Source organism: Micromonospora halotolerans, assembly GCF_032108445.1.
Classification (GTDB): Bacteria; Actinomycetota; Actinomycetes; order Mycobacteriales; family Micromonosporaceae; genus Micromonospora; species Micromonospora halotolerans.
The window spans coordinates 340,806-362,996 of the sequence record NZ_CP134876.1 but is presented as its reverse complement, the minus strand read 5'-3'; the positions used below and the strand labels follow the sequence as shown (position 1 = coordinate 362,996).

The 22,191-nt window shown below is 73.1% G+C and carries 16 protein-coding genes; 9 read left to right on the top strand and 7 right to left on the bottom strand.

Annotated elements, in window-relative coordinates:
• The first annotated feature begins 77 nt into the window (after window positions 1-77).
• Both RMN56_RS01675 and RMN56_RS01670 read left to right on the top strand, forming a co-directional pair.
• Entirely contained in the window at window positions 78-920 is an 843-nt protein-coding gene (locus RMN56_RS01675; protein ID WP_313722065.1) for a C39 family peptidase, read from the top strand.
• A 104-nt stretch (window positions 921-1,024) separates the two neighbouring features.
• A complete protein-coding gene (locus tag RMN56_RS01670; RefSeq protein ID WP_313722063.1) occupies window positions 1,025-1,774 on the top strand; it encodes an alpha/beta fold hydrolase in 750 nt (249 codons plus the stop codon).
• Between the two features lie 8 nt (window positions 1,775-1,782).
• Here the strand turns inward: RMN56_RS01670 and RMN56_RS01665 are convergent, their stop codons facing one another.
• The 4 genes from RMN56_RS01665 to RMN56_RS01650 form a co-directional block, all read right to left on the bottom strand.
• On the bottom strand, window positions 1,783-3,480 hold the full coding sequence (locus tag RMN56_RS01665) for a CDP-glycerol glycerophosphotransferase family protein (protein ID WP_313722061.1): 1,698 nt from the start codon (window positions 3,478-3,480) through the stop codon (window positions 1,783-1,785).
• Window positions 3,481-3,502: 22 nt separating this feature from the next.
• Entirely contained in the window at window positions 3,503-5,014 is a 1,512-nt protein-coding gene (locus RMN56_RS01660) for a D-ribitol-5-phosphate cytidylyltransferase (RefSeq protein WP_313722059.1), read from the bottom strand.
• A gap of 138 nt (window positions 5,015-5,152) precedes the next feature.
• Window positions 5,153-5,953: an ABC transporter ATP-binding protein gene (locus tag RMN56_RS01655; protein ID WP_313722057.1), complete on the bottom strand. Its 801-nt coding sequence runs from the start codon at window positions 5,951-5,953 to the stop codon at window positions 5,153-5,155.
• Window positions 5,946-6,851 carry an ABC transporter permease gene (locus tag RMN56_RS01650; protein ID WP_313722055.1) on the bottom strand — a complete coding sequence of 302 codons (906 nt, stop codon included), beginning with the start codon at window positions 6,849-6,851 and terminating at the stop codon, window positions 5,946-5,948. The genes RMN56_RS01655 and RMN56_RS01650 overlap by 8 nt, the downstream gene beginning before the upstream one ends.
• 162 nt (window positions 6,852-7,013) lie before the next feature.
• Between RMN56_RS01650 and RMN56_RS01645 the strand changes: the two genes are divergently transcribed.
• The 5 genes from RMN56_RS01645 (at window position 7,014) to RMN56_RS01625 (ending at window position 13,280) form a co-directional block, all read left to right on the top strand.
• Window positions 7,014-7,646: a TetR/AcrR family transcriptional regulator gene (locus tag RMN56_RS01645; RefSeq protein ID WP_313722053.1), complete on the top strand. Its 633-nt coding sequence runs from the start codon at window positions 7,014-7,016 to the stop codon at window positions 7,644-7,646.
• A 156-nt stretch (window positions 7,647-7,802) separates the two neighbouring features.
• Complete coding sequence (locus RMN56_RS01640; RefSeq protein ID WP_262283640.1) at window positions 7,803-8,912, top strand: DegT/DnrJ/EryC1/StrS family aminotransferase; 1,110 nt, start codon at window positions 7,803-7,805, stop codon at window positions 8,910-8,912.
• On the top strand, window positions 8,909-9,937 hold the full coding sequence (locus tag RMN56_RS01635; protein ID WP_313722051.1) for a Gfo/Idh/MocA family protein: 1,029 nt from the start codon (window positions 8,909-8,911) through the stop codon (window positions 9,935-9,937). The genes RMN56_RS01640 and RMN56_RS01635 overlap by 4 nt, the downstream gene beginning before the upstream one ends.
• On the top strand, window positions 9,934-11,616 hold the full coding sequence (locus RMN56_RS01630) for a glycosyltransferase family protein (RefSeq protein WP_313722050.1): 1,683 nt from the start codon (window positions 9,934-9,936) through the stop codon (window positions 11,614-11,616). Before RMN56_RS01635 ends, RMN56_RS01630 begins: the two co-directional genes overlap by 4 nt.
• Window positions 11,617-11,663: 47 nt before the next feature.
• Window positions 11,664-13,280: a glycosyltransferase family 4 protein gene (locus tag RMN56_RS01625; protein WP_313722049.1), complete on the top strand. Its 1,617-nt coding sequence runs from the start codon at window positions 11,664-11,666 to the stop codon at window positions 13,278-13,280.
• 65 nt (window positions 13,281-13,345) lie between these two features.
• On the opposite strand, the gene RMN56_RS01620 is transcribed toward RMN56_RS01625, so the two are convergent.
• Window positions 13,346-15,496: a glycosyltransferase family protein gene (locus RMN56_RS01620; protein WP_313722047.1), complete on the bottom strand. Its 2,151-nt coding sequence runs from the start codon at window positions 15,494-15,496 to the stop codon at window positions 13,346-13,348.
• Window positions 15,493-16,863 (bottom strand): glycosyltransferase, encoded by a 1,371-nt coding sequence (locus tag RMN56_RS01615; protein WP_313722046.1) that lies wholly within the window; start codon window positions 16,861-16,863, stop codon window positions 15,493-15,495. Before RMN56_RS01615 ends, RMN56_RS01620 begins: the two co-directional genes overlap by 4 nt.
• A 353-nt stretch (window positions 16,864-17,216) precedes the next feature.
• Between RMN56_RS01615 and RMN56_RS01610 the strand changes: the two genes are divergently transcribed.
• Window positions 17,217-19,112, top strand: a complete 1,896-nt coding sequence (locus tag RMN56_RS01610) for a DUF6311 domain-containing protein (protein ID WP_313722045.1) — start codon at window positions 17,217-17,219, stop codon at window positions 19,110-19,112.
• Between the two features lie 30 nt (window positions 19,113-19,142).
• On the opposite strand, the gene RMN56_RS01605 is transcribed toward RMN56_RS01610, so the two are convergent.
• Window positions 19,143-20,312, bottom strand: a complete 1,170-nt coding sequence (locus RMN56_RS01605; protein ID WP_313722044.1) for a putative hexosyltransferase — start codon at window positions 20,310-20,312, stop codon at window positions 19,143-19,145.
• 241 nt (window positions 20,313-20,553) lie between these two features.
• Here RMN56_RS01605 and RMN56_RS01600 point away from each other — a divergent pair, with 241 nt between their 5' ends.
• Window positions 20,554-22,161 (top strand): glycosyltransferase family 4 protein, encoded by a 1,608-nt coding sequence (locus tag RMN56_RS01600; protein ID WP_376787263.1) that lies wholly within the window; start codon window positions 20,554-20,556, stop codon window positions 22,159-22,161.
• Window positions 22,162-22,191: the final 30 nt, after the last annotated feature.

Genomic DNA, 22,191 nt, shown 5'->3' with positions numbered 1-22,191 from the left:
TCCGCGGCGACCCGCCGCCCCGCCAGCGCGCGTGAGCTCCTCCGCGCGTGGGGCCGGTGTGTGCCGCGCACGCTCCCGTGGAGGAACCCGTGAAGCATCACCTGAAGCGTCAGCTGCGGCGTCTCGTGACCGAGCGCCCGTACCAGATCATCGCCGGCTCGGCCGCCGCGCTCGTGCTGGCCGGCGGCGCCGGCGCCGCCCTCACCGCCGCCGACGAGGCCCCGGTCCACCGGGAGAACACCGCCGCGGTCGCCGAGCTGGGCTCGCGGCTCGGTGAGGTCGCCAGCCGGGGCGAGGCCCGGGTCGCCATCCCGTCGCCGTCCGCCTCGCCGAGCGCGTCGCCGTTGGTCGCGAAGGCCGCCGCCAAGGCCACCACCGACCCGGACACCACCCGGAAGGCGAAGCCGAAGCCGCCGTCGACCAAGGTCCTCGACTACGAGTACCAGGCGCAGACCCAGTACTGGAACTGCGGCCCGGCCGCGGTGCGGAACGCGCTCAGCGCGAGCGGCGTCGAGACCACCCAGGAAGCGATGGCCGGCCCGCTCGGCACCACCGAGAGCGGCACCAACTCGGCCGAGGACACCACCCGCGGCCTGAACCAGATGGTCAAGGGCAACCCGTACCGGACCCACATGTTCGGCGGCTCGGCGAGCCCGGCCGAGATGGACCAGCTCCAGGCGGACGTGGTCAAGGCGATCACCGATGGCCGGGGCGTGGTGGTCAACGTGGCCGGCGACGCCACCGACACCGACGGCGGCTGGCACTCGTTCCCGGGCGGCCACTACATCGCCGTGGTCGGCTACAAGAACGACGGCCGGACCGTCCGGATCGCCGACTCGGCGAACCCGGCGCTGCCCGCGTACTGGGTCAGCACCATCGACCTGGCGAACTGGGCGGCCACCCGCGGCTACTCCGCCTGATCGCACCCTTCCCCGTCGGGCACCGGCTCCACCGAGCCGGTGCCCGACGTCGTCGTGCCGGCCGCTCTCGCGCGTCGTGTCCGTCCGGTGGCACACTGCGCCCTATGGGCGACACGACGGGTACCCGCCAGCTGCTGCTGCACGGCATGGGCGCCACCGGTGAGGTGTGGCTGCCGTGGGCGCCGCTGCTGGAGCGCCACTGGGCGGGGCGCTGGCTCGCCCCCGACCTGGCCGGGCACGGCTGGTCGTCTCCGCTGCCGGAATACTCCTTCGAGGCCCTGGCCCGGCGGGTGGTCGAGGGGTTCGGCCCGGTGGCCGAGCGGCTCGGCCCCCGGGACCGGCTCGTGCTGCTCGGCCACTCGCTCGGCGGGGTGGTGGCGCTGGCGCTGGCCGCGCGGTCGCGGCGGCTGCCGGTCGACGCGGTGGTCGGGCTCGGCATCAAGGCCGTCTGGTCCCCGGCCGACCTGGAGAAGACCAGCGAGCTGGCCGCCCGTCCGGTGACCTGGTTCGCCACCCGGGACGAGGCGGCCCGCCGCTACCTGCGGGTCTCCGGGCTGGCCGGGCTGTTCGCCCCCGACCACCCCGTGGTGGAGGCGGGGTTGCGCCGGGAGGACGGCCGGTGGCGGCTGGCCATGGATCCGGCCGCCTTCGCGGTGGGGGAGCCCCGGCTGCCGGCGCTGCTCGCCGCCGTCGACGTCCCCGTGCTGCTGGCCCGCGGGGAGCAGGACCCGATGGTGACCGACGCGCAGCTCAAGGAACTGGGCGTCCCGGTCGCCACCCTGCCCGGCCTGGGCCACAACGCGCACGTCGAGGACCCCGCGGCGGTGCTCGCCCTGCTCGACGCGTACCTCTGACCGTCGGGTCAGGCGGCGGGGGAGGGGACCGGGGAGCCGTCGCGCGGGGCGGGCGCGGTCGGGACCGGCGCGAGCTGCCGGCGGGCGGCGTCGAGGAAGACCTCGGCGTACGACTCGGCCGGGAAGTCGCCCAGGTAGCGGGCCCGGGTGGCCCAGCGCGCCGCCGCCTTCGGGTCGGTGTCCAGCAGCCCGGTCAGCACCTCGTCCACGTTGGACATGTCCCGGCGCAGCACGTAGCCGGAGCCGGCCAGCGGGAACCGCGCGACGAAGTCGTCCCCGTCGACGCCCATGTCGGTGACCGCGTATGGCTTGCCCGAGTAGAGCCAGTCGGAGATCACCCCGGAGACGTCCGAGACCAGGGCGTCGGCCCGGTTGACGCACTCGGTCAGGGTCAGCTCGCGGGCGGCCGCCGCGCCCCACAGGTGCGCCCGCCCGGTCCGGGCCCGGTCGGCGGCGAGCAGCTCGGTGAGGCGGGCCAACTGCCGGGCCGAGGCCGGGTTCTGGGTGGTGTACGGGTGCGCCCGCAGGATCACCGTGGCCCCCCGGTCGAGCAGCCGGCGGATCAGCGTCTCGGCCACCGGCAGCGAGCAGTAGTCGGCGTCGGCGTGGTGCCCGGTCCAGGTGGGGGTGTACAGCACGGTCGGGTGGGCGAGCCCGGTGACCGGCTCCCGGCGTACCTCGATCGCCTCCACCTGGGGCCGGCCCACCACGACGAACTTCTCGGCGGGGATCTCCACGCCGGCCCGGGCGTACCGCTCGATGGCCGCCGGCCCGGCCACGAAGATCTTGTCGAAGATCGCCGAGACCGGGTTGGCGCTGGGCGCCTTGTCGCTGTCGCCGTGGTGCAGCTGCACGTGGGTGAGCTGCGCGAAGCGGATGCAGTGGCTGTTCTTCGCGCCGTGGTTGACGTAGAAGGCCGCCCGCAGGCTCGGCACCAGCGCCTCGTCCATGGTCTTCAGCGTGGGGCAGAAGACCACGGGCGCGCTGGTGGCCGCGGCCACCGTCGGGAGGAACTCGGGCTCGCGCAGCAGCACCAGGAACGGCCGGCCGATCCGCTCCAGGTAGGGCAGCCACATGGTGACCTGGTACTCGGAGCCGGGCGGGGCGGAGAAGTAGAGCAGGAACTCGGGCTGGTGCCGGCGCAGCGCCCGGCCCACCGGGCCGCCGCCGGCCGGCGGCCGGAACCGGCGCCGGGCCAGGTCGAGGCCGACCGCGCCGCAGCCCGCCCCCACCAGCAGCGCGGCCACCAGGGCCACCCAGGCGGGCAGGGCCAGGCCGGCGGCGAGCGCCACCAGGGCGAGCAGCACCAGCAGCGCGTCGCCGAGCCGGGCGGCGACCATCGGCGTCCAGGACCGGACCGGCAGGTTGGCCGCCCGGATCTCCAGCGCGCCGGCGTCGCGCAGCGGCCCGACCAGCAGCACCAGGCCGAGCAGGACCAGCGCGGTGGCCGCCAGCGCCGGGTCGAAGCCGGCGTCCAGCCGGCGGGCGTAGCCGACCAGGATGCCGGCGGCGACCAGCACCGACTCGGCGAGGCCGTCGGCGGTCGGCCGGACCCGGCGCTCCCAGGCGGCGGCGGCGAGCGCGGCGACCGCGACCGTCAGGCCCCAGCCGGTGGCCCCGGTGAGCGCCACGACGAGGAAGGCCAGCACTGCCAGCCCGGTGGTCAGCACCCGGGCGAGCAGCTTCCGGACCAGGTCACCGCGCATCTGGCTCGTCCTGTCCCGCGACTCAGGCGTCGATGCCGGTGGGCATCTGCTCAGACGCTTGCGCGCCCGATTGGGCGGGCACCGCGACCACCGGCTCGCCGGGCGCCCGGCGCACGTCGATCACCTGGCCGGTCAGCTCGGAGATCAGCACGTCCAGGGAGGCCTGGGCGACGGCCTCGGCGGAGAGCAGCGTGTGCTCCGGCTCCTCGCCGAACGCCTTCGTGCGCATCGGGGTGGCGGTGCGCTCCGGGTTGACGCAGTTCACCCGTACGCCGAACTCGGCCCACTCGTCGGCGAGCGCCTGGGTCAGGTTGACCAGGGCGGCCTTGGTGGCCGAGTAGAGCGCGTAGCGGGCCCGGCCCCGGGTGTAGGAGCTGGAGGTGTAGAGGAGCAGCTGGCCCTTGGTCTGCTGCAGGTAGGGCAGCGACTGCCGGGCGATGGTGACCGGGCCGACGAAGTTGACGTGCAGGAGGCGGTCCATCGTCTCCTCGTCCATCTCCGCCAGGGCGCCCTTCTCCAGGATCCCGGCGGTGACCACCACGTGGTCGATCCGGCCGGTCGCCTCGAAGGCGGTCTTCAGCGCGGCCGAGACGTCCTCGGCCCGCTCGACGTGGGTGCCGGTGGTGGAGCGGCTGAATGGGAAGACCTGGGCGCCGTAGCGGCGGGCCAGCTCGGTGAGGTCGTGGCCGATGCCGTAGCTGCCGCCGAAGACCACGATGGTCCGGCCGGTCAGCTCCTCGGTGTAGCCGCGGTGGCCGCTGACCTTGGGCACCTGGGCGGCGGCGAGCTGGAAGAGCTTGTCCGCCAGGTGCACGTCGACCGGGTGGGTGACCTTGATGTTCTCGTCCGAGCCGTCGATCACCTTGATCGGCGTGCCGGGCAGGTAACGCAGCACCACGCCGCAGTCGTCGGTCGCGGCGAAGTCCGGGTCGCCCTCGGCCCGCCGGTACGCCTCACGGATAATGCCGGAGCGGAACGCCTGCGGGGTCTGGCCGCGGCGCAGGGTGGCGCGGACCGGGATGTCGGTGATGCACTCGTCCTGGTCGACCTGGATGATCGTGTCGGCGGACGGGATGGCCACGTCCACCGCCGAGTAGCTCCAGAGCGCGTTCACGCACTCGCGCACGATCCGGGCGCTGACCAGCGGGCGCACCGCGTCGTGGAAGAGGATGTTGACGTCGCCCTCGCCGACGGCGTCCAGCGCGATCCGGGTGGTGTCGTTGCGGGTGTCACCGCCCTCGATCACCTTGCTGACCTTGCGGAAGCCCGCGTTGGCGACGATCCGCTCCGCGTCGGGCACGTGCCCGGCCGCCATCAGCACGATGATCTCGTCGATCTCCGGTGCCGCCTCGAACACGGCCAGGGTGTGCTCGATGATCGGCTTGCCGGCGATCTTCAGCAGCTGCTTCGGGATGCCCAGCCCCAGACGTGTCCCGGTCCCCCCGGCGAGGATCACGGCCACCGTCCGCGAGGGGCGCCAGGGAGCCGGGCTCGCCGGCGCGGCGTCCGGTGCGGGGGTGCGGTCCTGCGTCATTGCCGTTCCTCACTTCTGCGGGGGGTTTGGGGTTCGGTGACCGGGTGGTGAATTTTGGTCGGCGCCGAGGGAAACCTTAACGCGTACGACGGAGCGCACCGACCCGGGCGAGCCCGGGACCGGTGCGCTCCCGGACGGCTACTTCTGGTTCTCGTAGGCGTCGCAGACCTCCTGGGTGGGGCCGTCCATCTTCAGGACGCCGCTCTCCAGCCAGATGGTGCGCTCGCAGGTGTCCCGGATCGAGCCGATGGAGTGGCTGACCAGGAAAACGGTGCCGGCGCTGTCGCGCAGCTCCCGCACCCGCTGCTCGCTGCGGGCCCGGAACTTGCGGTCACCGGTGGCCAACGCCTCGTCGATGAGCAGCACGTCGTGCTTCTTCGCGGAGGAGATGGCGAAGCGCAGCCGGGCGCCCATGCCGGAGGAGTAGGTGCGCATCGGCAGCGAGGCGAAATCGCCGCGCTCGTTGATCCCGGAGAACTCGATGATCTCCGGCGCGAGCCGCTTGACCTCCTCGGGCGACATGCCCATGGCCAGGCACCCGAGCACCACGTTGCGCTCACCGGAGAGGTCGTTGAGCAGCGCCGCGTTCACGCCGAGCAGGGACGGCTGGCCCTGCGTGTAGACCGCGCCCCGGGCCGGCGGGAGCAGGCCGGCGATGGCCCGCAGCAGGGTGGACTTGCCGGAGCCGTTGCTGCCGATCAGGCCGATGGCCTCACCCTCGTACGCGGTGAAGCTCACCCCCTTGACCGCGTGCACCTCACGGATGTTCGGCGCGTTGGTGCGGGACACGATGCGCTTGAGCGCGGAGACCGGGGTGGTGCCCCCGGTGGCGCCCTTGTGGATCTTGTAGATCACGTGCACGTCGTCCACCACCACGGTGGGAATGCGCCCCGAGTCCTCCACGGCGGTGCTGCCCGCCGGCTGCGTGAGGTCAGCCACGGCCGTACTCCTTCTCTCCGCGCCAGAAGTAGACGAATCCGCCGACACCGAAGACCACCGCCCAGAGCACCGCGAGGGTCCACAGCCGCGGCGGCGAGGATGCGATGTGTGCCGGGTACGCCGAGTCGAGCAGCGCGTACCGGGCCAGCTCGATGTAGACCAGGATCGGGTTGGATTCCAGGGCGGTCGCCGCCCAGCCAGGGAGCCGGTCCTCGAAGAGCTTGACGCTGTAGAGCACACCGGAGCCGTAGAGCCAGGTCCGCAGCACGAACGGCATGACCTGCTTGAGGTCGGTGACCTTGGAGCCGATCCGGGCCATGATCATGGTCAGCCCGACGTTGAAGATCGACTGGAGTACCAGCATCGGCGCGATCAGCAGCCAGCGGAAGGTGATCGGCTCGCCGGTGAACAGCACGATCCCGGCCAGCACCACCATCGACATGAGCAGCTGCTGGAGCTGCACGAGGGTGACCGTGATCGGCAGCGCGGCACGCGGGAACTGGAGCGCCCGGATCAGGCCCAGGTTGCCGGTGATCGCGCTGGTGCCCTGGAGTGCCGCGCTCTGGGTGAACGTGAAGATGAAGACACCCGTGCAGAGATACGCGATGAAGTTCGGCACGTGCCGGTTCTGCGAGATGATCACGCCGAAGATCAGGTAGTAGACCGCCGCGTTGGTGAGCGGGGTGAGCACCTGCCAGAGCTGGCCGAGCTGAGTGTTGCTGAACGAGGAGGCGACCTTCGCCCGCGAGTACGCGGTCATGAAGTGTCGGTACGCCCACAGCCGGCGGGCGTACTCGGCCAGAGGCGGGCGTTCCCCGGCGACCCGGAGCCCGTACCGCTGGGCGAGCTGGGCCCGGGTCAGCCCGGATTCGGGGTCGGCCACCGCGGTGTTGGCCATGGTGAGGCGCTCCGATCTTTCGTGCCGATGGGGAGCAGGAGATGTGTGTCGCGGCGTGGAAATCTAGCGTGGCCGGGCGGGGAGGTGCCTCGCTGATGCGTGGAAGGTAGTCGAAAACACGTCGGGACGCAACCGTATCGTCGTTGCGCTACATTGTCCCACGTGACGACCGAGAAGAGGCGTGCCCCGGCCGGCGCGGCGGTGCTGCGCGGGGAGATCACCAGTGCCATCCGCGCCGCCGTGATGCAGGAGTTGGCCGAGGTCGGCTACGGCCGCCTCTCCATCGAGGCGGTGGCCCGCCGGGCCGGGGTCAGCAAGACCGCGATCTACCGCCGCTGGCGCTCGAAACTCGACCTCGTGCTGGACATGGTCTCCGCGGCGGCGGGCCGCAACCTGCCGCTGCTGGACACCGGGAGCCTCCTGGGCGACCTGGAGATCCTGCTCCACGTGATGGCCCGTGCGCTGCGTCACCGCCTGGCCTCGCAGATCATCCCGGACCTGCTGGCCGAGGCTGCCCGCAATCCGCAGATCGCGGAGAAGCTCCAGGCGGCGCTGGACGACTACCAGCAGGCCGTCGGCCGGATCCTCATCGGCCGGGCCGTCGAGCGGGGTGAGCTCTCCCCGGACACCGACCGGCGCGCCGCGGTGGACCTGATCGTCGGTCCGGTCTACTGGCGGATGGCCATCTCCCGGGCGCCGTTGGATCTCGACGAGGTGCCCCGCCTGGCCTCCGCGATCGTCGCGGCCCTCCGGGTAGCATGCTTGGGGCCTGTCCGCGGCGAGGTGGAAGTGTGACCCCCGGGTCCCCGTCCGCGGCCCGCCAGTCGATCATGAACACCAGGACAACAACTGGTCGGACAATGGGTGCGACCGGGTTGTTTTGAGCATCAACCGCTACCATCCCCCGAAACCGTCCCCCACGTGAGAACCCTGTCGACAGGAGGAAGCCCCATGGTCGGGCCGCATCCAGAGTTCATTCCCCCAGCACGACCGATCATCGGTGAGGCCGAGATCGAGGCGGCTGTCCGGGTGCTGCGGAGCGGCCGGGTCGTGCAGGGCCCCGAGGTCGCGGCGTTCGAGGAGGAGTTCGGCGAGCTGGTCGCCGGGCGGCACTGCGTGGCCGTCAACTCCGGGACCTCCGCGCTCCAGCTCACCCTGATGGCGCTCGGCTTCGGCCCGGGCGACGAGGTCATCGTGCCCTCGTTCTCCTTCGCCGCCAGCGCGAACGCGGTCCGGCTGGTCGGCGCCGAGCCGGTCTTCGTGGACATCGAGCCGGGCAGCTTCTGCGTCGACCCGGAGGCCGTCGCCGCCGCCGTCACGCCCCGCACCGTCGCCATCATGCCGGTGCACCTCTACGGTCACCCGGCGGCCATGGACCAGATCATGGCCATCGCCGAGCGACACGGCCTCGCCGTGGTGGAGGACGCCGCCCAGGCGCACGGAGCCGCCCTGCACGGCACCCCGGTCGGCGCCTTCGGCACCGCGGGCTGCTTCAGCTTCTACCCCACGAAGAACATGCACGCCCTGGAGGGCGGCATGGTCACCACCGCCGACGCCGAGCTGGCCCGCACGCTGCGGCTGCTGCGCAACCAGGGCATGGAGCAGCGGTACGCCAACGAGATCGTCGGCGCCAACATGCGGATGACGGACGTGGCCGCCGCGATCGGCCGGGTGCAGCTCACCCAGCTCGCCGAGTGGACCGAGCAGCGCCGGGCCAACGCCAAGTTCCTCGACTCGAAGATCACCGGGATGGTCACCCCGCCCGTGGCGGACGCCGCGAAGCACGTCTACCACCAGTACACCGTGCGGGTGCAGGGCAACCGGGACGCGGCCATGGCCCGCCTCACCGAGCTGGGCATCGGCAACGCGGTCTACTACCCGACCCCGATCCACCGCCTCAAGCCCTACCTCGACTCCGAGGGCAAGCCGGGCCCGTGGGACCTGCCGGAGACCGAGCGCGCCGCCGCCGAGGTGGTCTCGCTGCCGGTGCACCCGTCGCTGAGCCCGGCCGACCTGGAGCGGATCGCCGAGGGCGCGAACCTCGCCGGGGGTGCCCGATGAGCGAGGCCCGCAAGCTGCGCGCCGGCCTGATCGGCCTCGGCGCGATGGGGCGCAACCACGCTCGGGTGCTGTCCAACCTCGACGGCGTCGAGCTGGTCGGCGTGGTCGACCCGGCCGGCGACGTGACCGGCACGCTGCGCGCGCCGGTGGTTCCCACGCTGGGTGACCTGCTGGCCATGGGTGTCGACTACGCGGTCGTCGCCTGCCCGACCGCCCTGCACGAGCAGGTCGGCCTGGAGCTGGCCGCCAACGGTGTCTGCGCGCTGATCGAGAAGCCGCTGGCCCAGTCCGTCGAGGCCGCCACGAAGCTGGTGGAGGCGTTCGAGTCGGCCGGCCTGGTCGCCGGTGTCGGGCACATCGAGCGCTACAACCCGGCGCTGCAGAGCCTGCGCACCCGGCTGGAGGCCGGCGAGCTGGGCGAGGTCTTCCAGGTCGTCACCCGGCGCCAGGGGCCGTTCCCGCACCGGATCGCCGACGTCGGCGTGGTGATGGACCTGGCCACCCACGACATCGACCTGACCGCCTGGGTCACCGGCAGCGAATACCGCTCGGTGTCGGCCCGGACGGTCTCGCGCAGCGGCCGGCTGCACGAGGACATGGTCGCCGTGGTCGGCCAGCTCGCCGACGGCACGATGGTCAACCACCTGGTCAACTGGCTGAGCCCGCTCAAGGAGCGGTCCACCGTGGTCACCGGTGACAAGGGCTGCTTCGTCGCCGACACGCTCACGGCCGACCTGACCTTCTACGCCAACGCCGCCATCGACACCGAGTGGGAGGCGCTGCGCGCATTCCGCGGCGTGGCCGAGGGCGACATGGTCCGGTACGCGATCCCGAAGCGCGAGCCGCTGCTGGTCGAGCACGAGCGCTTCCGCGACGCGGTCGAGGGCAAGCAGAGCGACATCGTCACCCTGCGGCAGGGCCTGCGTACCGTGCAGGTCGCCGCCGGCCTGCTGGAGTCCGCCTCGGACGGCAAGGTCGTGTCCGTCGCGTCCAGCGGCAGTGACGTGGAGCCGGCACTGCGATGAGCCCGGCGCCGGTGCGGCGGACGGTCTCCGCGGTGAAGCGGCGGCTCCCCCGGCGGTGGCGCATCGCGCTCCGCCGGGCCGCCGCCGGCGACCGGCCCTGGGAGAACCCTTCGGTACGTGAGCTCTGCGAGCTGCCCGCCACCGTGCCCCTGCTCGTGCACGCGGGCGGGATCGCGGGCGACCGGGCCCTGGCCGGCGTGGTACGCGCCCTGGCCCGGCTGCCCGAGTTCCACTTGGCGCTGGTCTGCGGCGAAGCCGAGCGGGCGGCGGCCCAGGACCTGATCCGCCGGGCCGGCAAGGCCCGGCGCCGGGTCCACGAGGTGCCGCGCCCCCGTACGGTGACAGCCGCGTTCCTCGCCTCGGCGGACGTGGCCGTCTTCGGATTCGAACCGGACGCCGGTCTCGCGCTGCTCGATACCTTCCTCGCGGCCGGGCTGCGGGTCGTCGCGGCGGACAACCGGGTGGTCCGCGAGCATCTGGCCCGGCACCAGGCCGGCGACTTCTTCGCGCCCGGCTCGCTGCCCTCGTTCGCGAAGGCGGTGGAGCGGGCCTGGCAGCGCGGCGGCGACGAGATGCCCGCACCCGTGGAACCCCCGGCAGCGCCGATCGAGGCCGGCGCCCCGGGTCCCTGGCGGGCACTCGGCGCCGGTCCGGTCCGGCTGGGGCTGGGCACCGCGAACTACGCCGGGCAGCTGTCCGCCCTGGCGGTGGCGATCAGCGCCGCGCGAGCGGACGTCGGCGTCGAGCTGGTGATGGCCAAGCCACCGGCCACGTACCGCTACCCGGCCGACCGGTACCTGCACTACCCCGGGGAACACCGGCTCGACGTGCAGCTGGAGCAGGCCCGGCGGGTGCTCGGCTGGTACACGCACCTGATCGTGGACGCCTTCCGCCCGGTGCTCGGCCGGGTCAACGGCGACGACATCTCCGCGGACCTGCCCGCGCTGCGCCGCGCCCGGATCAAGGTCGCGCTCCTGGCGCACGGCAGCGAGATCCGCCACCCGGGCGCGCACCTGGAGCGGCACGCCGAGTCCGCGTTCCGGGACGCCCCGGAGGAACTGCGCGAACAGCTCACCACGGTGACCGAGCGGAACCGGCGCACCGCCGAGGAGAGCGGCCTGCCGATCTTCGTGACCACCCCCGACCTGCTGGACGACCTGCCGTTCGCCACCTGGGCACCGCTGATCGTCGACGTGGACGGCTGGTCCTGTGACCGCCCGGTGCTGGAACGCGCCCGGCCCGTCGTGCTGCACGCGCCGTCGAAGCGGTGGACCAAGGGCACCGACCGGCTCCTGCCCCAGTTGCAGGAGCTGCACGATCGACGGATCATCGAACTGCGCCTGGTGGAGGGTCTGCCGCACAGCGAGATGCGTCGCCTGGTGCAGGACTGCGACATCGTGGTCGACCAGTTGGTGATGGGCAGTTACGGCACCTTCTCCTGCGAGGGGATGGCCGCCGGCAAGGTCGTGGTGGCGTACGTCAGCGAGGGGCCGCACCGGGCGGCCGGCGTCCAGCCGCCGATCGCCAACGCCACGCCCAGCACGCTGGTCAAGACGATCGAGTCGCTGCTCGACGACAGGCGCGCCGCGGTCGCCCTCGCCGCGGAGGGCGCGCGATACGTCCGTGACCACCACGACGGGCGACGGACCGCCGAGGCCTTCGACGCCTTCCTCCGGTGACCCGCCGACCGCCCGTGCCCCACCCCGTCAACCAGGAGAAGCACCCGATGCAAGCAGGCCCGAACAGCAACGCCCGACCGACCCGGGGACGGGTGGTGATGCTGGTCGACAACGGCGTGCACGGCGACTCCCGGGTGCAGAAGGCCGCCCGGTCGGCAGCCGACGCCGGCTGGGAGGTCGTCCTCCTCGGCATCCGCAACCCGCGTTCCGAGTCGGACAACTGGCGGATCGGCGACGCCGAGGTGCGGCTGCTCCGGGTGCCGAAGCCGCTGCACCGGCTGCCCCGGGACTACAGCCGCTCGCTGCGGCGGCCCCTGGCGTACGCCTCGACCACCAAGGCCGCCTATCGCGTTCAGGAGATCAAGGCCTGGCAGGCCGACCTCTACGAGCGCCGGGTCCGCGCCCAGGCACTCGGCGGCCGGCTTCCCGCCGCCGTGGGCCGGGCGGCCCAGATGCCGTCCCGCGCCGCCGCCACGGCACTGGCCCGGTGGGTGCGGTTCCGCAGTGGGGAGACCCGCCGCCTGCGCAAGGCCCAGGGCGACCCGGAGGCGCTGCTCAACCGGCTGCCCGTCCGGTTCTGGCAGAGCCTGCTGGGCAACCGCAGCTGGCGCCGGCTGGACCCGGGCCTGTGGGACTTCGAGCTGGCCTTCCGCACGGCGATCGACGAGCTGGAGCCGGACATCATCCACGCCAACGACTTCCGGATGCTCGGGATCGGGGCGCGGGCGACGCTGCGGGCGCGGGCCGCCGGCCGGGACACCAAGCTGGTCTGGGACGCCCACGAGTTCGTCGGCGGCATCACCGGCCGGGCCGACAACCCGCGCTGGCTGCCGGCCCAGATCGCCTACACGGCCGAGTACGCCGCCTACCCGGACGCGGTGGTGACGGTCTCCGACACCCTCGCCGACCTGCTCCAGGAGACCCACGGCCTGCCCGACCGGCCGGCCGTGGTGCTCAACGCGCCCATGGCCCCGCCGGCCGAGGCCGACGGCGACGTGCCGGACCTGCGAGCGCTCTGCGGCGTGGACGACCGGACGCCGGTGCTCGTCTACTCGGGCGCGGTGAACCCGAGCCGCGGCTGCCAGATCATGGTGGAGGCGCTGCCCGAGCTGCCCGAGGTGCACGTCGCGTTCGTGACGATGAACCCGAACGGCGACAACCAGTTCTCCGAGGAGTTGCGGGAGCGGGCCGTCGAGCTGGGCGTCGCGGACCGGGTGCACCTGCTGCCGTACGTGATGCACTGGCAGGTGGTGCCGTTCCTGTCTGCGGCGGACGCGGGCGTCATCCCGATCCACCACAAGCCCAACCACGAGCTGGCGCTGATCACCAAGTTCCTGGAATATTCGCACGCCCGGCTGCCCATCGTGGTCAGCGACGTGAAGACCATGGCGCAGACCGCCCGGGCCACCGGCCAGGGTGAGGTGTTCACCGCCGAGGACCTGACCGACTACGTCCGGGCCGTGCGGTCCGTGCTCGCCGACCCGGAGCGGTATCGGGCCGCCTATGACAAGCCCGGCCTGCTGGAGGCCTGGACGTGGGAGGCCCAGGCCCGGATCCTCGACGAGGTGTACAGCTCACTGCTGGGCGTTCCGGCGGACGGCGGGGCACGTCCTCCGGCCGCGCGGCGGCCGGAGGACGGGCGGACGCCGGCGAGCACCACCTGACCCGACAAACGGTTCGGCCGGCTCCCCTCGGGAGCCGGCCGAATTGTCTTCCGCGGATCCGGCGGTCAGCCGGCGGTGGCCGGCGGCTCCAGCAGCAGTCGGTCGAAGTCCTTCTGCGTGACCGACCAGTCCCAGGTGCTCAGCACGTGTGACGCCGCCGCCCGGCCCGCCTCGCGCCAGACCTCCTCCGACGCGGTGAGGGCCAGGATCCGCTCGGCGGCCTCCTCGGGGGTGCCCACCACCCAGTCGCTGGGGAAGAGGCTCCGCGCGCTGTGCGCCCGGCCGGCGAAGAACGGCCAGTCCCGCACCACCGGCACGGCGCCGCTGGCCGCACCCTCGACGAGTGCACAGTGGAAGCTCTCCCGCAGCGAGGTGCTGAGGATGACCCCGACGTCGGTGAGCGCACCGGGGACATCATCCGTGCGGCCGGTCCGCACCACGGCGCCGGACGCCTCCAGCTCGGCCAGTTCGGCGTCGAGCTCCCGGACGTACGCCGCGATCGCCGGGCTGAGCTCGGGGTTGAGGTCGTCGCCGATCAGCTTGAGGCGGTACCGCTCGTCCCGCCGGCGCAGCTCCCGCAGCACGGCCAGGGCCCAGCGCGGGTCCTTGGCCAGCGAACTCAACCCGACCAGCCCGAGGGTGAACCGGCTGTCGGCGGAGACCTTCGGTGCCACGTACCGGTGCAGCTCCATGGCGTTGCTGATCATGTGCGTCCGGGGCCCCTGCGGGGCGCGCAGCCGAGGCACCGCAGCCAGCGCCAGGTCGCGGAGGTGCTCGGAGACGAAGACCACATCGTCCACCCGGGACCAGTCGGTCAGGTGCGGCCACCAGCTGAACGCCTCGAAGCTGTGCAGGCGGACGATCACCCGGGTGGTGCCCGGGTCGATCATCGTCAGCATCGCGGCACCCAGGTTGCACCAGTCCACGAAGACCGTGTCCGCCCAGGCGAGGTGGGGGCCCCACGCCTCCTGGACCTCCCCGGCCCGCTTGGAGGTGCCGGCGAGCATGTGGTGCACCACGTTCGTGCGGCCGTTGCTGAGCACCGGGAGGATCGACTCCTCCATCAGGTTCAGCCGGCGGACCTCCACCTCGGGCATCGCCTCGTAGCGCTCGAGGATCGGCCCGAGGAAGTTGTCGTTCAGCCCGGTGAAGAAGAGCATCCGGTGCGGCCGGCCGGCCGGCGGGAACTCCGCCTGGCTCTGCCGGCCGCGCGGTGTCGCCATCGCCCTGCCGGCTTCGCTGTTGTGCAGCGGCGCGAGGAACTTCTCCGGATCCTCGGCCAGCGGCGAGGTGGGACCGTCGAACTGCACGATCCGGTGGAACATCAGGTTGAAGGCGCGCAGCACGTGCGGCGCGGCCTTGCCCGGGTTCCGCTTCTTGAGGAAGCCGTCGGCCAGCTTGAGCTGGCCCCGCACCACGGTCATGAGGTGCTCGGGCACCTTGCCCTGGCTCAGCTCCGCGTCGACGATCGGGCCGAGGAGCTGCCCCTTGGTCGTCGCGCTCGTCAGGCGGCCCTGCGCCGCCAGCGCCAACCGCTTCGCGCTGGCGCCGTGCCCGGTCTTGAGCATGCTGCCGCTGACCCGCCGGGCGATCTTGCCCCGGTGCCGCTCCGGCAGGCCGGGCGCCGTGACGGCCCCCTGCCAGAACCAGCGCACCGGGCTGAGCTTCATGGCCCTCTTGCCGGTGCTCATCTCGAACACCCGCTTCGCCAGGTCGACGGTCTGGCTGCGGGTGGCACTCGCCAGTACGGCCGGGGAGGGGCCGACGGTGGTGAGCCGGGGCCGGCGGTAGCGCGCCGGCTCCGCGGACCGCTTCTCCACCGCCCGCAGTGCCGGTGCGATGCCGTAGACCGCGTCGGCCCGCCGGTACCGCTGCGCCAGCTGCCACACGGTGTGCAGCGCCTGGGCGTCCAAGGCGACCAGGACGTCGGCCCGCTTGGCGTGCCGGCGGACCCACGGGTCGCGCTGCGCGCGCAGCCACGGCCGCCGGGCCGGGCTCGCCCGCTTGACCATCCGGCCGAACCGCGGGCCCAGCTCGGTGGAGGTGGGCAGCAGGTGCACCTCGGCCAGCTCCGTCGCCGCCGGGATCTTCTCCACCGGGTCGAAGGTGGTGGCCACCCGCACCGTGACGCCCTTGGCGCGGAACTGCTCCAGCGCGTCGGTCAGGACCGCCACCCGGCCGGGGACGGTTCCCATAACCATCAGGACCTCGATCATGACCTACCTTCTCGGGCCAGGACGCGCGCGCCGGCGGGGGACACCTGCGGGGTGCCGGTCGGTCCGCCGGCGCCCAGCACCAGCTCGGTGACCTCCCGGACGGCGGGGATGAGCTGCTCCTCGCGGGCGTACTGCCGCGCCTCGGCCCGGGCCTTCTCCCGCTCGGCCTCGTCGGCGGTGCGGGCCATCGCGGCGGCCCGCCGGAAGGCGCCGGCCAGCTCGGCCGGATCCAGTCCGACCGCCCCCGTCCAGAGCGGATAGGTGGACAGCACGGTGGAGGCGTCGTGGTCCGCCTCGTGGGCCGACACCACCGGCAGGCCGGTCGCCATGTACTCGTAGACCTTGCCGGAGGTCATGTACCGGCCGCCGGTCACCATGAGTACCACCGCGTCCCAGCGGGAGTAGAGGTCGACCACCTCGGCCTTGGGCACCGAGCCGCCGACCAGCACGCCGTCGGCGGCGGCGGCCTTGAGCAGCTCGGCGTGCGCGTTGTCGCCGCGCGCCCAGGCGGCACCGATGTGGCCGCGCACCTCGAAGCGGGCGTCGGCCAGTGCCGGGTCCTCCGCGCGCGCCGTCCGCCAGCCCTCGAGTACGGCCTTCAGCAGCGGTACGGGCAGGTTCAGGGCGCCGAGGTAACCGAAGGTCAGCGGGCGGTCCGGGGGAGCGGGACGGACCTGGGCCGGGATGCTGGCCGCGTCGTAGCCGTTGCGCACGATCCGCATCTTGTGCGCCAGCTCGGGGTAGCGCTCGCGGTACCAGCGGGAGATCGGCTCGTTCACGTTCCAGATGGCCACGGCGTCGGTGAGCAGCTTGATCTCCCACTGCCCGGAGACCGACTCCTTGGGGAACGCCTCACCGTTGTTGATCACGTCGACGGACCAGCCGTCGCGGAAGTCCACCACGTAGGGCACCCGGTGGGTCTCCCACAGCTTCCAGGTCGCGGCCAGGTTGACGTACGGGGCGCAGGTCGTCACCAGCAGGTCGACGTGCCGCTCCCGATGGATCTGGAGCAGCGCCTTCTCCAGCGCGGGGCGCCAGCCGCCGAAGACCGGCTCGGGAAAGACCTTCAGGTTCTGCTTGCGCAGGTTGGCCAGGTAGTCCAGGTGCGCCAGGGCACGCTGCTCCGTGAAGGAGCGGATGTCGGTCTCCAGGTCGTCCCGGAACAGCGGCAGCTTCACCACCCGGACATGGGAGTCCAGGCCCTGGGAGAGGGTGTGGTCGAGTCCGTACTCCCGCTCCCAGGCCTCGTCCGCGATGGTGACCGCGGTCACGTCCCAGCCCGCGGCGGCGAACTGGTTCGCCGTCTCCCGCATGCGGTAGGCGCAGCTCTTGGCCGCCGGCGGGAAGCCGATCGCGAGGTAGACCATGTGCGGTCGGGACCCGGACCGTCGCGGCCGGGGGAGTTTCAACGAGTCCCAGAGAGTTCGCCCGTTGTTCATCGATTCCGATCCTGGGGAGGTGGGGAGATGCCGCGTCGCGACCTGGACGGATCGGCCGGATGCGGTGCCTGCTCCGCCGACGGCCAGGTAACGACCCTCGGACAGCGTGCGGACACTACAATAACGCCGTCCCGCGCGCCGGACCTGTCGCCGCCCGGCGGGCCGCCCGGGCACCGTGCCCCGGGTCACCGGGGCCCAGGTCACCCGTGGTGCCCGCGACACGACGACGTCGCCTCGGCCGGTCCCCGACCGGAGCGACGGCTTTCGTAGACTCCTACGCCATGACCTCGCCCGCGCCCGACACCCGCGACCGTGAGCCCGTCCGCACTGACGGTGCCGAGGCGGCGGGCGACGACTCGTCCGATCCGGGGTCGTCCACCCCGCGCCCGACGGCGACCGCGCCATCGACCGGGTCGGGTCCGGACGCGGCGGCCGAGGGCCGCCGTGGCGGCGGCCGGTGGCGGCGGGTCGACGCGCTGGTCGCCCTGGTCTACCTGGCCGGCGCGTTCTGGGTCACCGCCCGGGGCTGGCGGGACTACGACGGGCGCCTGCTCGGCAGCCGCCCCAACGACCAGGGCTTCAACGAGTGGATGCTGGCCTACGCGGCGCACGCGGTCAGCCACCTGGAGAACCCGTTCTTCACCACGCTCCAGAACGCCCCGTCCGGCGTGAACCTGATGACCAACGTCGGGATGCAGCTGCCCGGGCTCGTGCTCACCCCGGTCACCCTGCTCTTCGGCGCGTCCTTCTCCTACCTGCTGTTCATCACGCTGAACCTGGCCGGCACCGGCTACGCCTGGTACTACGTGCTCTCCCGGCATGTGGTGGAGTCCCGCGGAGCGGCCTTCATCGGCGGCCTGTTCTGCGCCTTCGCGCCGGCGCTGGTTTCACACAGCAACGGTCACCCGCACATCACCGCGCAGTGGCTGGTGCCGTTCATCGTGTGGCGGGTGATCGCCCTGTCCCGAGGCGGGCGGGTGGTCCGCGACGGCCTCGTGTTGGGCGGCCTGGTGGTGGCCCAGTTCTTCATCAGCCTGGAGATCCTCTTCCTCACCGCGCTCGGCTGCCTGATGCTGGTCCTGGCATACCTGGCCTTCCGGCCCCGCGACGCGGTGCGCCGGCTGCGCCCGATGCTGCCCGGCCTCGCAATCACCGCCGTGCTGGTGTCGATCGCGGCCGCGTACCCGCTGTGGATGCAGTTCGCCGGACCGCAGCACCGGGTCGGTCACCCGGGGACCCCGGACATCTACGCCCTCAAGCTCGGCTCGTTCGTCAAGTTCGCCACCCAGTCGGTGGCCGGCGGCCCGACCAGCGCGGTCGGCTGGGCGCCGAACACCACCGAGCAGGCGAGCTTCTACGGATGGTCGATGCTGGTGGTCGCGTTCGGCCTGCTCTGGTGGCTGCGCCGGGAGATCACGGTCCGGGTGCTCGGGGCCGTCGGCCTCGTCTCGGCGCTGTTCTCCATCGGCACCACCTGGACCTCCGGCACCCGCCGCACCGACATCCCGGCGCCGTTCGCGCTGGTGCAGAACCTGCCGGTGTTCGACTCCGTGGTGGTGTCCCGGTTCGCGTTGATCACCACGGTGGCGCTCGGCGTGCTGCTGGCCGTCGCCGGGGACCGGCTCGCCGCCCACCGGGACCAGCCGTCCGGCCGCCTGGCGGCCCGGGTGGGCGCCGTGGCGGTGGCCGCCGCGCTGCTGCCGATCCTGCCCATGCCGCTGGAGGCCCGCGGCCGTAACCCGGTGCCGGACTTCGTCACCAGCGGCGCCTGGCACGACCACGTGGCCCCTGGTCGCACCCTGGTCCCGGTGCCGGTCAACGGCATGACGTCGCTCTACTGGAGCTCCGCGGCGGTGGCCGGCTTCGCGGTGCCGGAGGGCTACTTCCTCGCGCCGGTCTCCGCCACCGACGCCACCGGCCGGTGGGGCGTCGACCCCCAGCCGACCGCCAAGCTGCTCACCGCCGTCTCGCTCGGCGAACGGGGGACCGCGGTCGGCCCGGCCGAGATCGCCCAGGCGCGGGCCGACGTCCGGTACTGGAAGGCCGACGCGGTGGCGCTGCCCGATCGGGGAGCCCGCCGCCACGACGACCTGAAGACCGTGCTCGACGCGCTGTACGGCCCGGGGCAGCGGGTCGACGACGTCTGGCTCTGGGACGTCCGGCCGTTCACCCGGTGACGGCCGTCCGGCCCGTCACCGGGTGACCTGTCAGGGCGACTTCGTCCAGATCAGCAGCAGGTAGCCGCCGAAGTAGGCGGAGAACGCGGTCAGCGTCACCAGCACCGTGGCCGCCCGCGCCCAGCCGGCCCGGGCCAGGCCGACGGCGGCCGGCAGCAGCAGCGGGAACGCCGGCAGCAGGAACCGCGCCTTGGAGTGGTAGTAGCCGGCCGCGCCGAGCGTGGTGAGCAGCAGCAGCCCGCTGTAGAGCAGCAGTTGCCAGGGCTGCCGGTCGAGCGCGCTCAGCACGAAGAACATGATCGACAGTAGCGCCACGACGGTGACCACCAGCAGCGGCAGCGCGGCCACCTGCACCAGGGCCTGCTGCCCCCGCTCCACCGTGTAGACGCCGAAGTCGAAGGTGGTGCCCCAGCCGGCCGACTGGATGTGGAACCAGCCGTCCGGCCGCCCGGTCCGCGCGCCCACCCAGGCCAGGTAGGCCAGCCAGCCGGCCGGGGCCAGCAGCAGGGCGACCCAGGGCCGCCAGCCGTCGCGGCGCCGGACGATCGCCAGCAGCGCGGCCAACACCACCACCGGGATCAGCGACGAGGCGGTCGGCCGGGTCAGGCCGGCGAACAGGCAGACCACACCCGCGGTGAGCCACCGGCGGCGCAGCAGCGCGTACAGCGTCCAGGCGGCCAGGGCGGTGAACAGGCTCTCGCTGTAGCCCATCGACTCCACGACGCCGTGCGGCATGGCTGCCCAGAGCGCGGCGAGCAGGACGCCGGTGCGCCGGTCGTGCAGGTGGGCGCCGATCGCGAAGAGCCCCCAGGCGGCCGCCAGTGCGGCGAGCCAGGCCACGATCAGCGCCGCTTCGCGCGGGCTGAACGGGGAGATCCGGTCCAGGCCCGCGGTGAGACCGGGATAGAGCGGGAAGAACGCCATGTTGCTCTGCGTCTTCTCGTACCCGTCGTACCCGTGCTGGGCGATCGCGAGGTACCAGTTGCCGTCGGCCCGGGTGAGCCGTTCACCCAGGGACATGCCCACGTTGCGCGCCCAGAGGGAGACGCTGAGCACACCGACCAGGCGGATCACGGCGTAGACCGCGAGCGCGGGCAGGGCGTACCGGGCGGCGGCCCACAGCCGCCCGCCCGCGCCGGGGCGGCCCGGCTCCGGTGCCGGCGTCGGCCGGCTCGGTTCCTTGGTCGTCACCACGTCCATGCTGCGATCCTGTCCGCGCTCAGCTGGGATGATCCGACGGCGGGCGCGGCCCGTCGGAGAGGCGCGACGCCGGCCCGGCCCGCGAACGGACGAGGTCGCCGGTCGTTGAACAGCATGGAGGGTAGCAATCGACGCCGGAGGCCGCGGACCGCCGACGGCGGCGGGCGTTTCCGCGGACCCGTTGTCGTAGACTCGCTCGGGTCCGCGGGTGCGGTGCTGGTGACAACGGAGACGGGCAGGAATGGGATCTGACGGCACGACCGCCCCGGCGGCCACCCGGGGACGGGTCGTCATGCTGGTGGACAACGGGGTCATCGGTGACTCCCGGGTGCAGAAGGCCGCACGGTCGGCGGCCGAGGCCGGCTGGGACGTCGTCCTCCTCGGGCGCGCACCCGTCGGGCAGCCGCAGCGCTGGCGACTCGGCGACGCCGAGGTCCGCCTGATCCCGATGCCCGAGCCGCTCGCCAAGCGCCGGCACGAGTTCCGGCGGGTGTGGCTGCGCCGGCCGTTCGCCTACCCGCCGTCCGGCATCGCCGCCCACCGCACCCAGGCGGTGAAGGCCTGGCGGGCCGACCTGGCGGTCCGGCGGGCGGCGCTGACCACCGCGGCCCGGGAGTCCGGCGCCGGCCGGCCCGGCGGGCTGCCCTGGGCTGCGCTGCGGGCCGAGGAGAAGCTCGCCGGCCTGACCCGCAAGTGGGTGGGCTTCCGCAACCGGCAGCTCCACCAGGCCCGCAAGAGCCGCAAGCTCGACGGTCCCTGGGACCGGGCGTACACGCTGTTCTGGCAGCGGCTGCGCGGCGACGGCGCGTGGCGCCGCCTCGAACCGGGGCTGTGGGACTACGAGCTTGCCTACGGCCCGGTCGTCGACGAGCTGGCCCCGGACCTGATCCACGCCAACGACTTCCGGATGATCGGCGTCGGCGCCCGCGCGAAGATCCGGGCCGCCGCCAAGGGCCGCCGGGTCGCGCTGGTCTGGGACGCCCACGAGTACCTGCCCGGTGTGCAGCCGTGGCGGGACAACGCCCGCTGGCTGCCCGGCAACGTGGCGCACGAGCGGGAGTACGTGCCGTACGCGGACGCCACGATGACCGTCTCCGGCGGCCTGGCCGACCTGCTGCGCCGCGAGCACGGGCTGGCGGAGCGCCCGGCGGTGGTGCTCAACGCCCCGGCCGTGGACGAGCTGCCGGCCGACGCGGGCGAGCCGGTTCCGGACATCCGCGCGCTCTGCGGCATCGGCCCGGACACCCCGCTGCTGGTCTACAGCGGGGTGGCCGCCGCCAAGCGTGGCCTCGGGGTGATGGTCGAGGCGCTGCCCCGGCTGCCCGGCGCGCACGTCGCGTTCGTGGTCAACAAGCCCACCTCGGCGTACGTCAAGGGTCTGGTCACCCGGGCCGGCGAGCTGGGCGTGGCGGACCGCGTGCACCTGCTGCCCTACGTCCCGCACCACCAGGTGGTCCGGTTCCTGTCCGGCGCGCAGGTCGGCGTCATCCCGATCCAGCACTGGCCCAACCACGAGATCGCGCTGATCACCAAGTTCTTCGAGTATTCACACGCCCGCCTCCCGCTGGTCGTCTCCGACGTGCGGACGATGGCGGACACTGTCCGGGAGACCGGGCAGGGCGAGGTGTTCACGGCCGAGGACGTGGCCGACTTCGTCCGGGCGGTCACCGCGGTGCTCGCCGACCCGGCGCGCTACCGCGCCGCGTACGACCGGCCGGGTCTGCTGGCCGGCTGGACCTGGGAGGCGCAGGCGCAGGTGCTCGACGCCGTCTACTCCCGGCTGCTGCCCGACGCCTCGTCCCGGCCGGCCGGCGACCCGCTCCCGACCTCGGTGGGGGTCGGCGCGTGAGCCGTCAGCCGGACGTGACGGTGGTCGTCG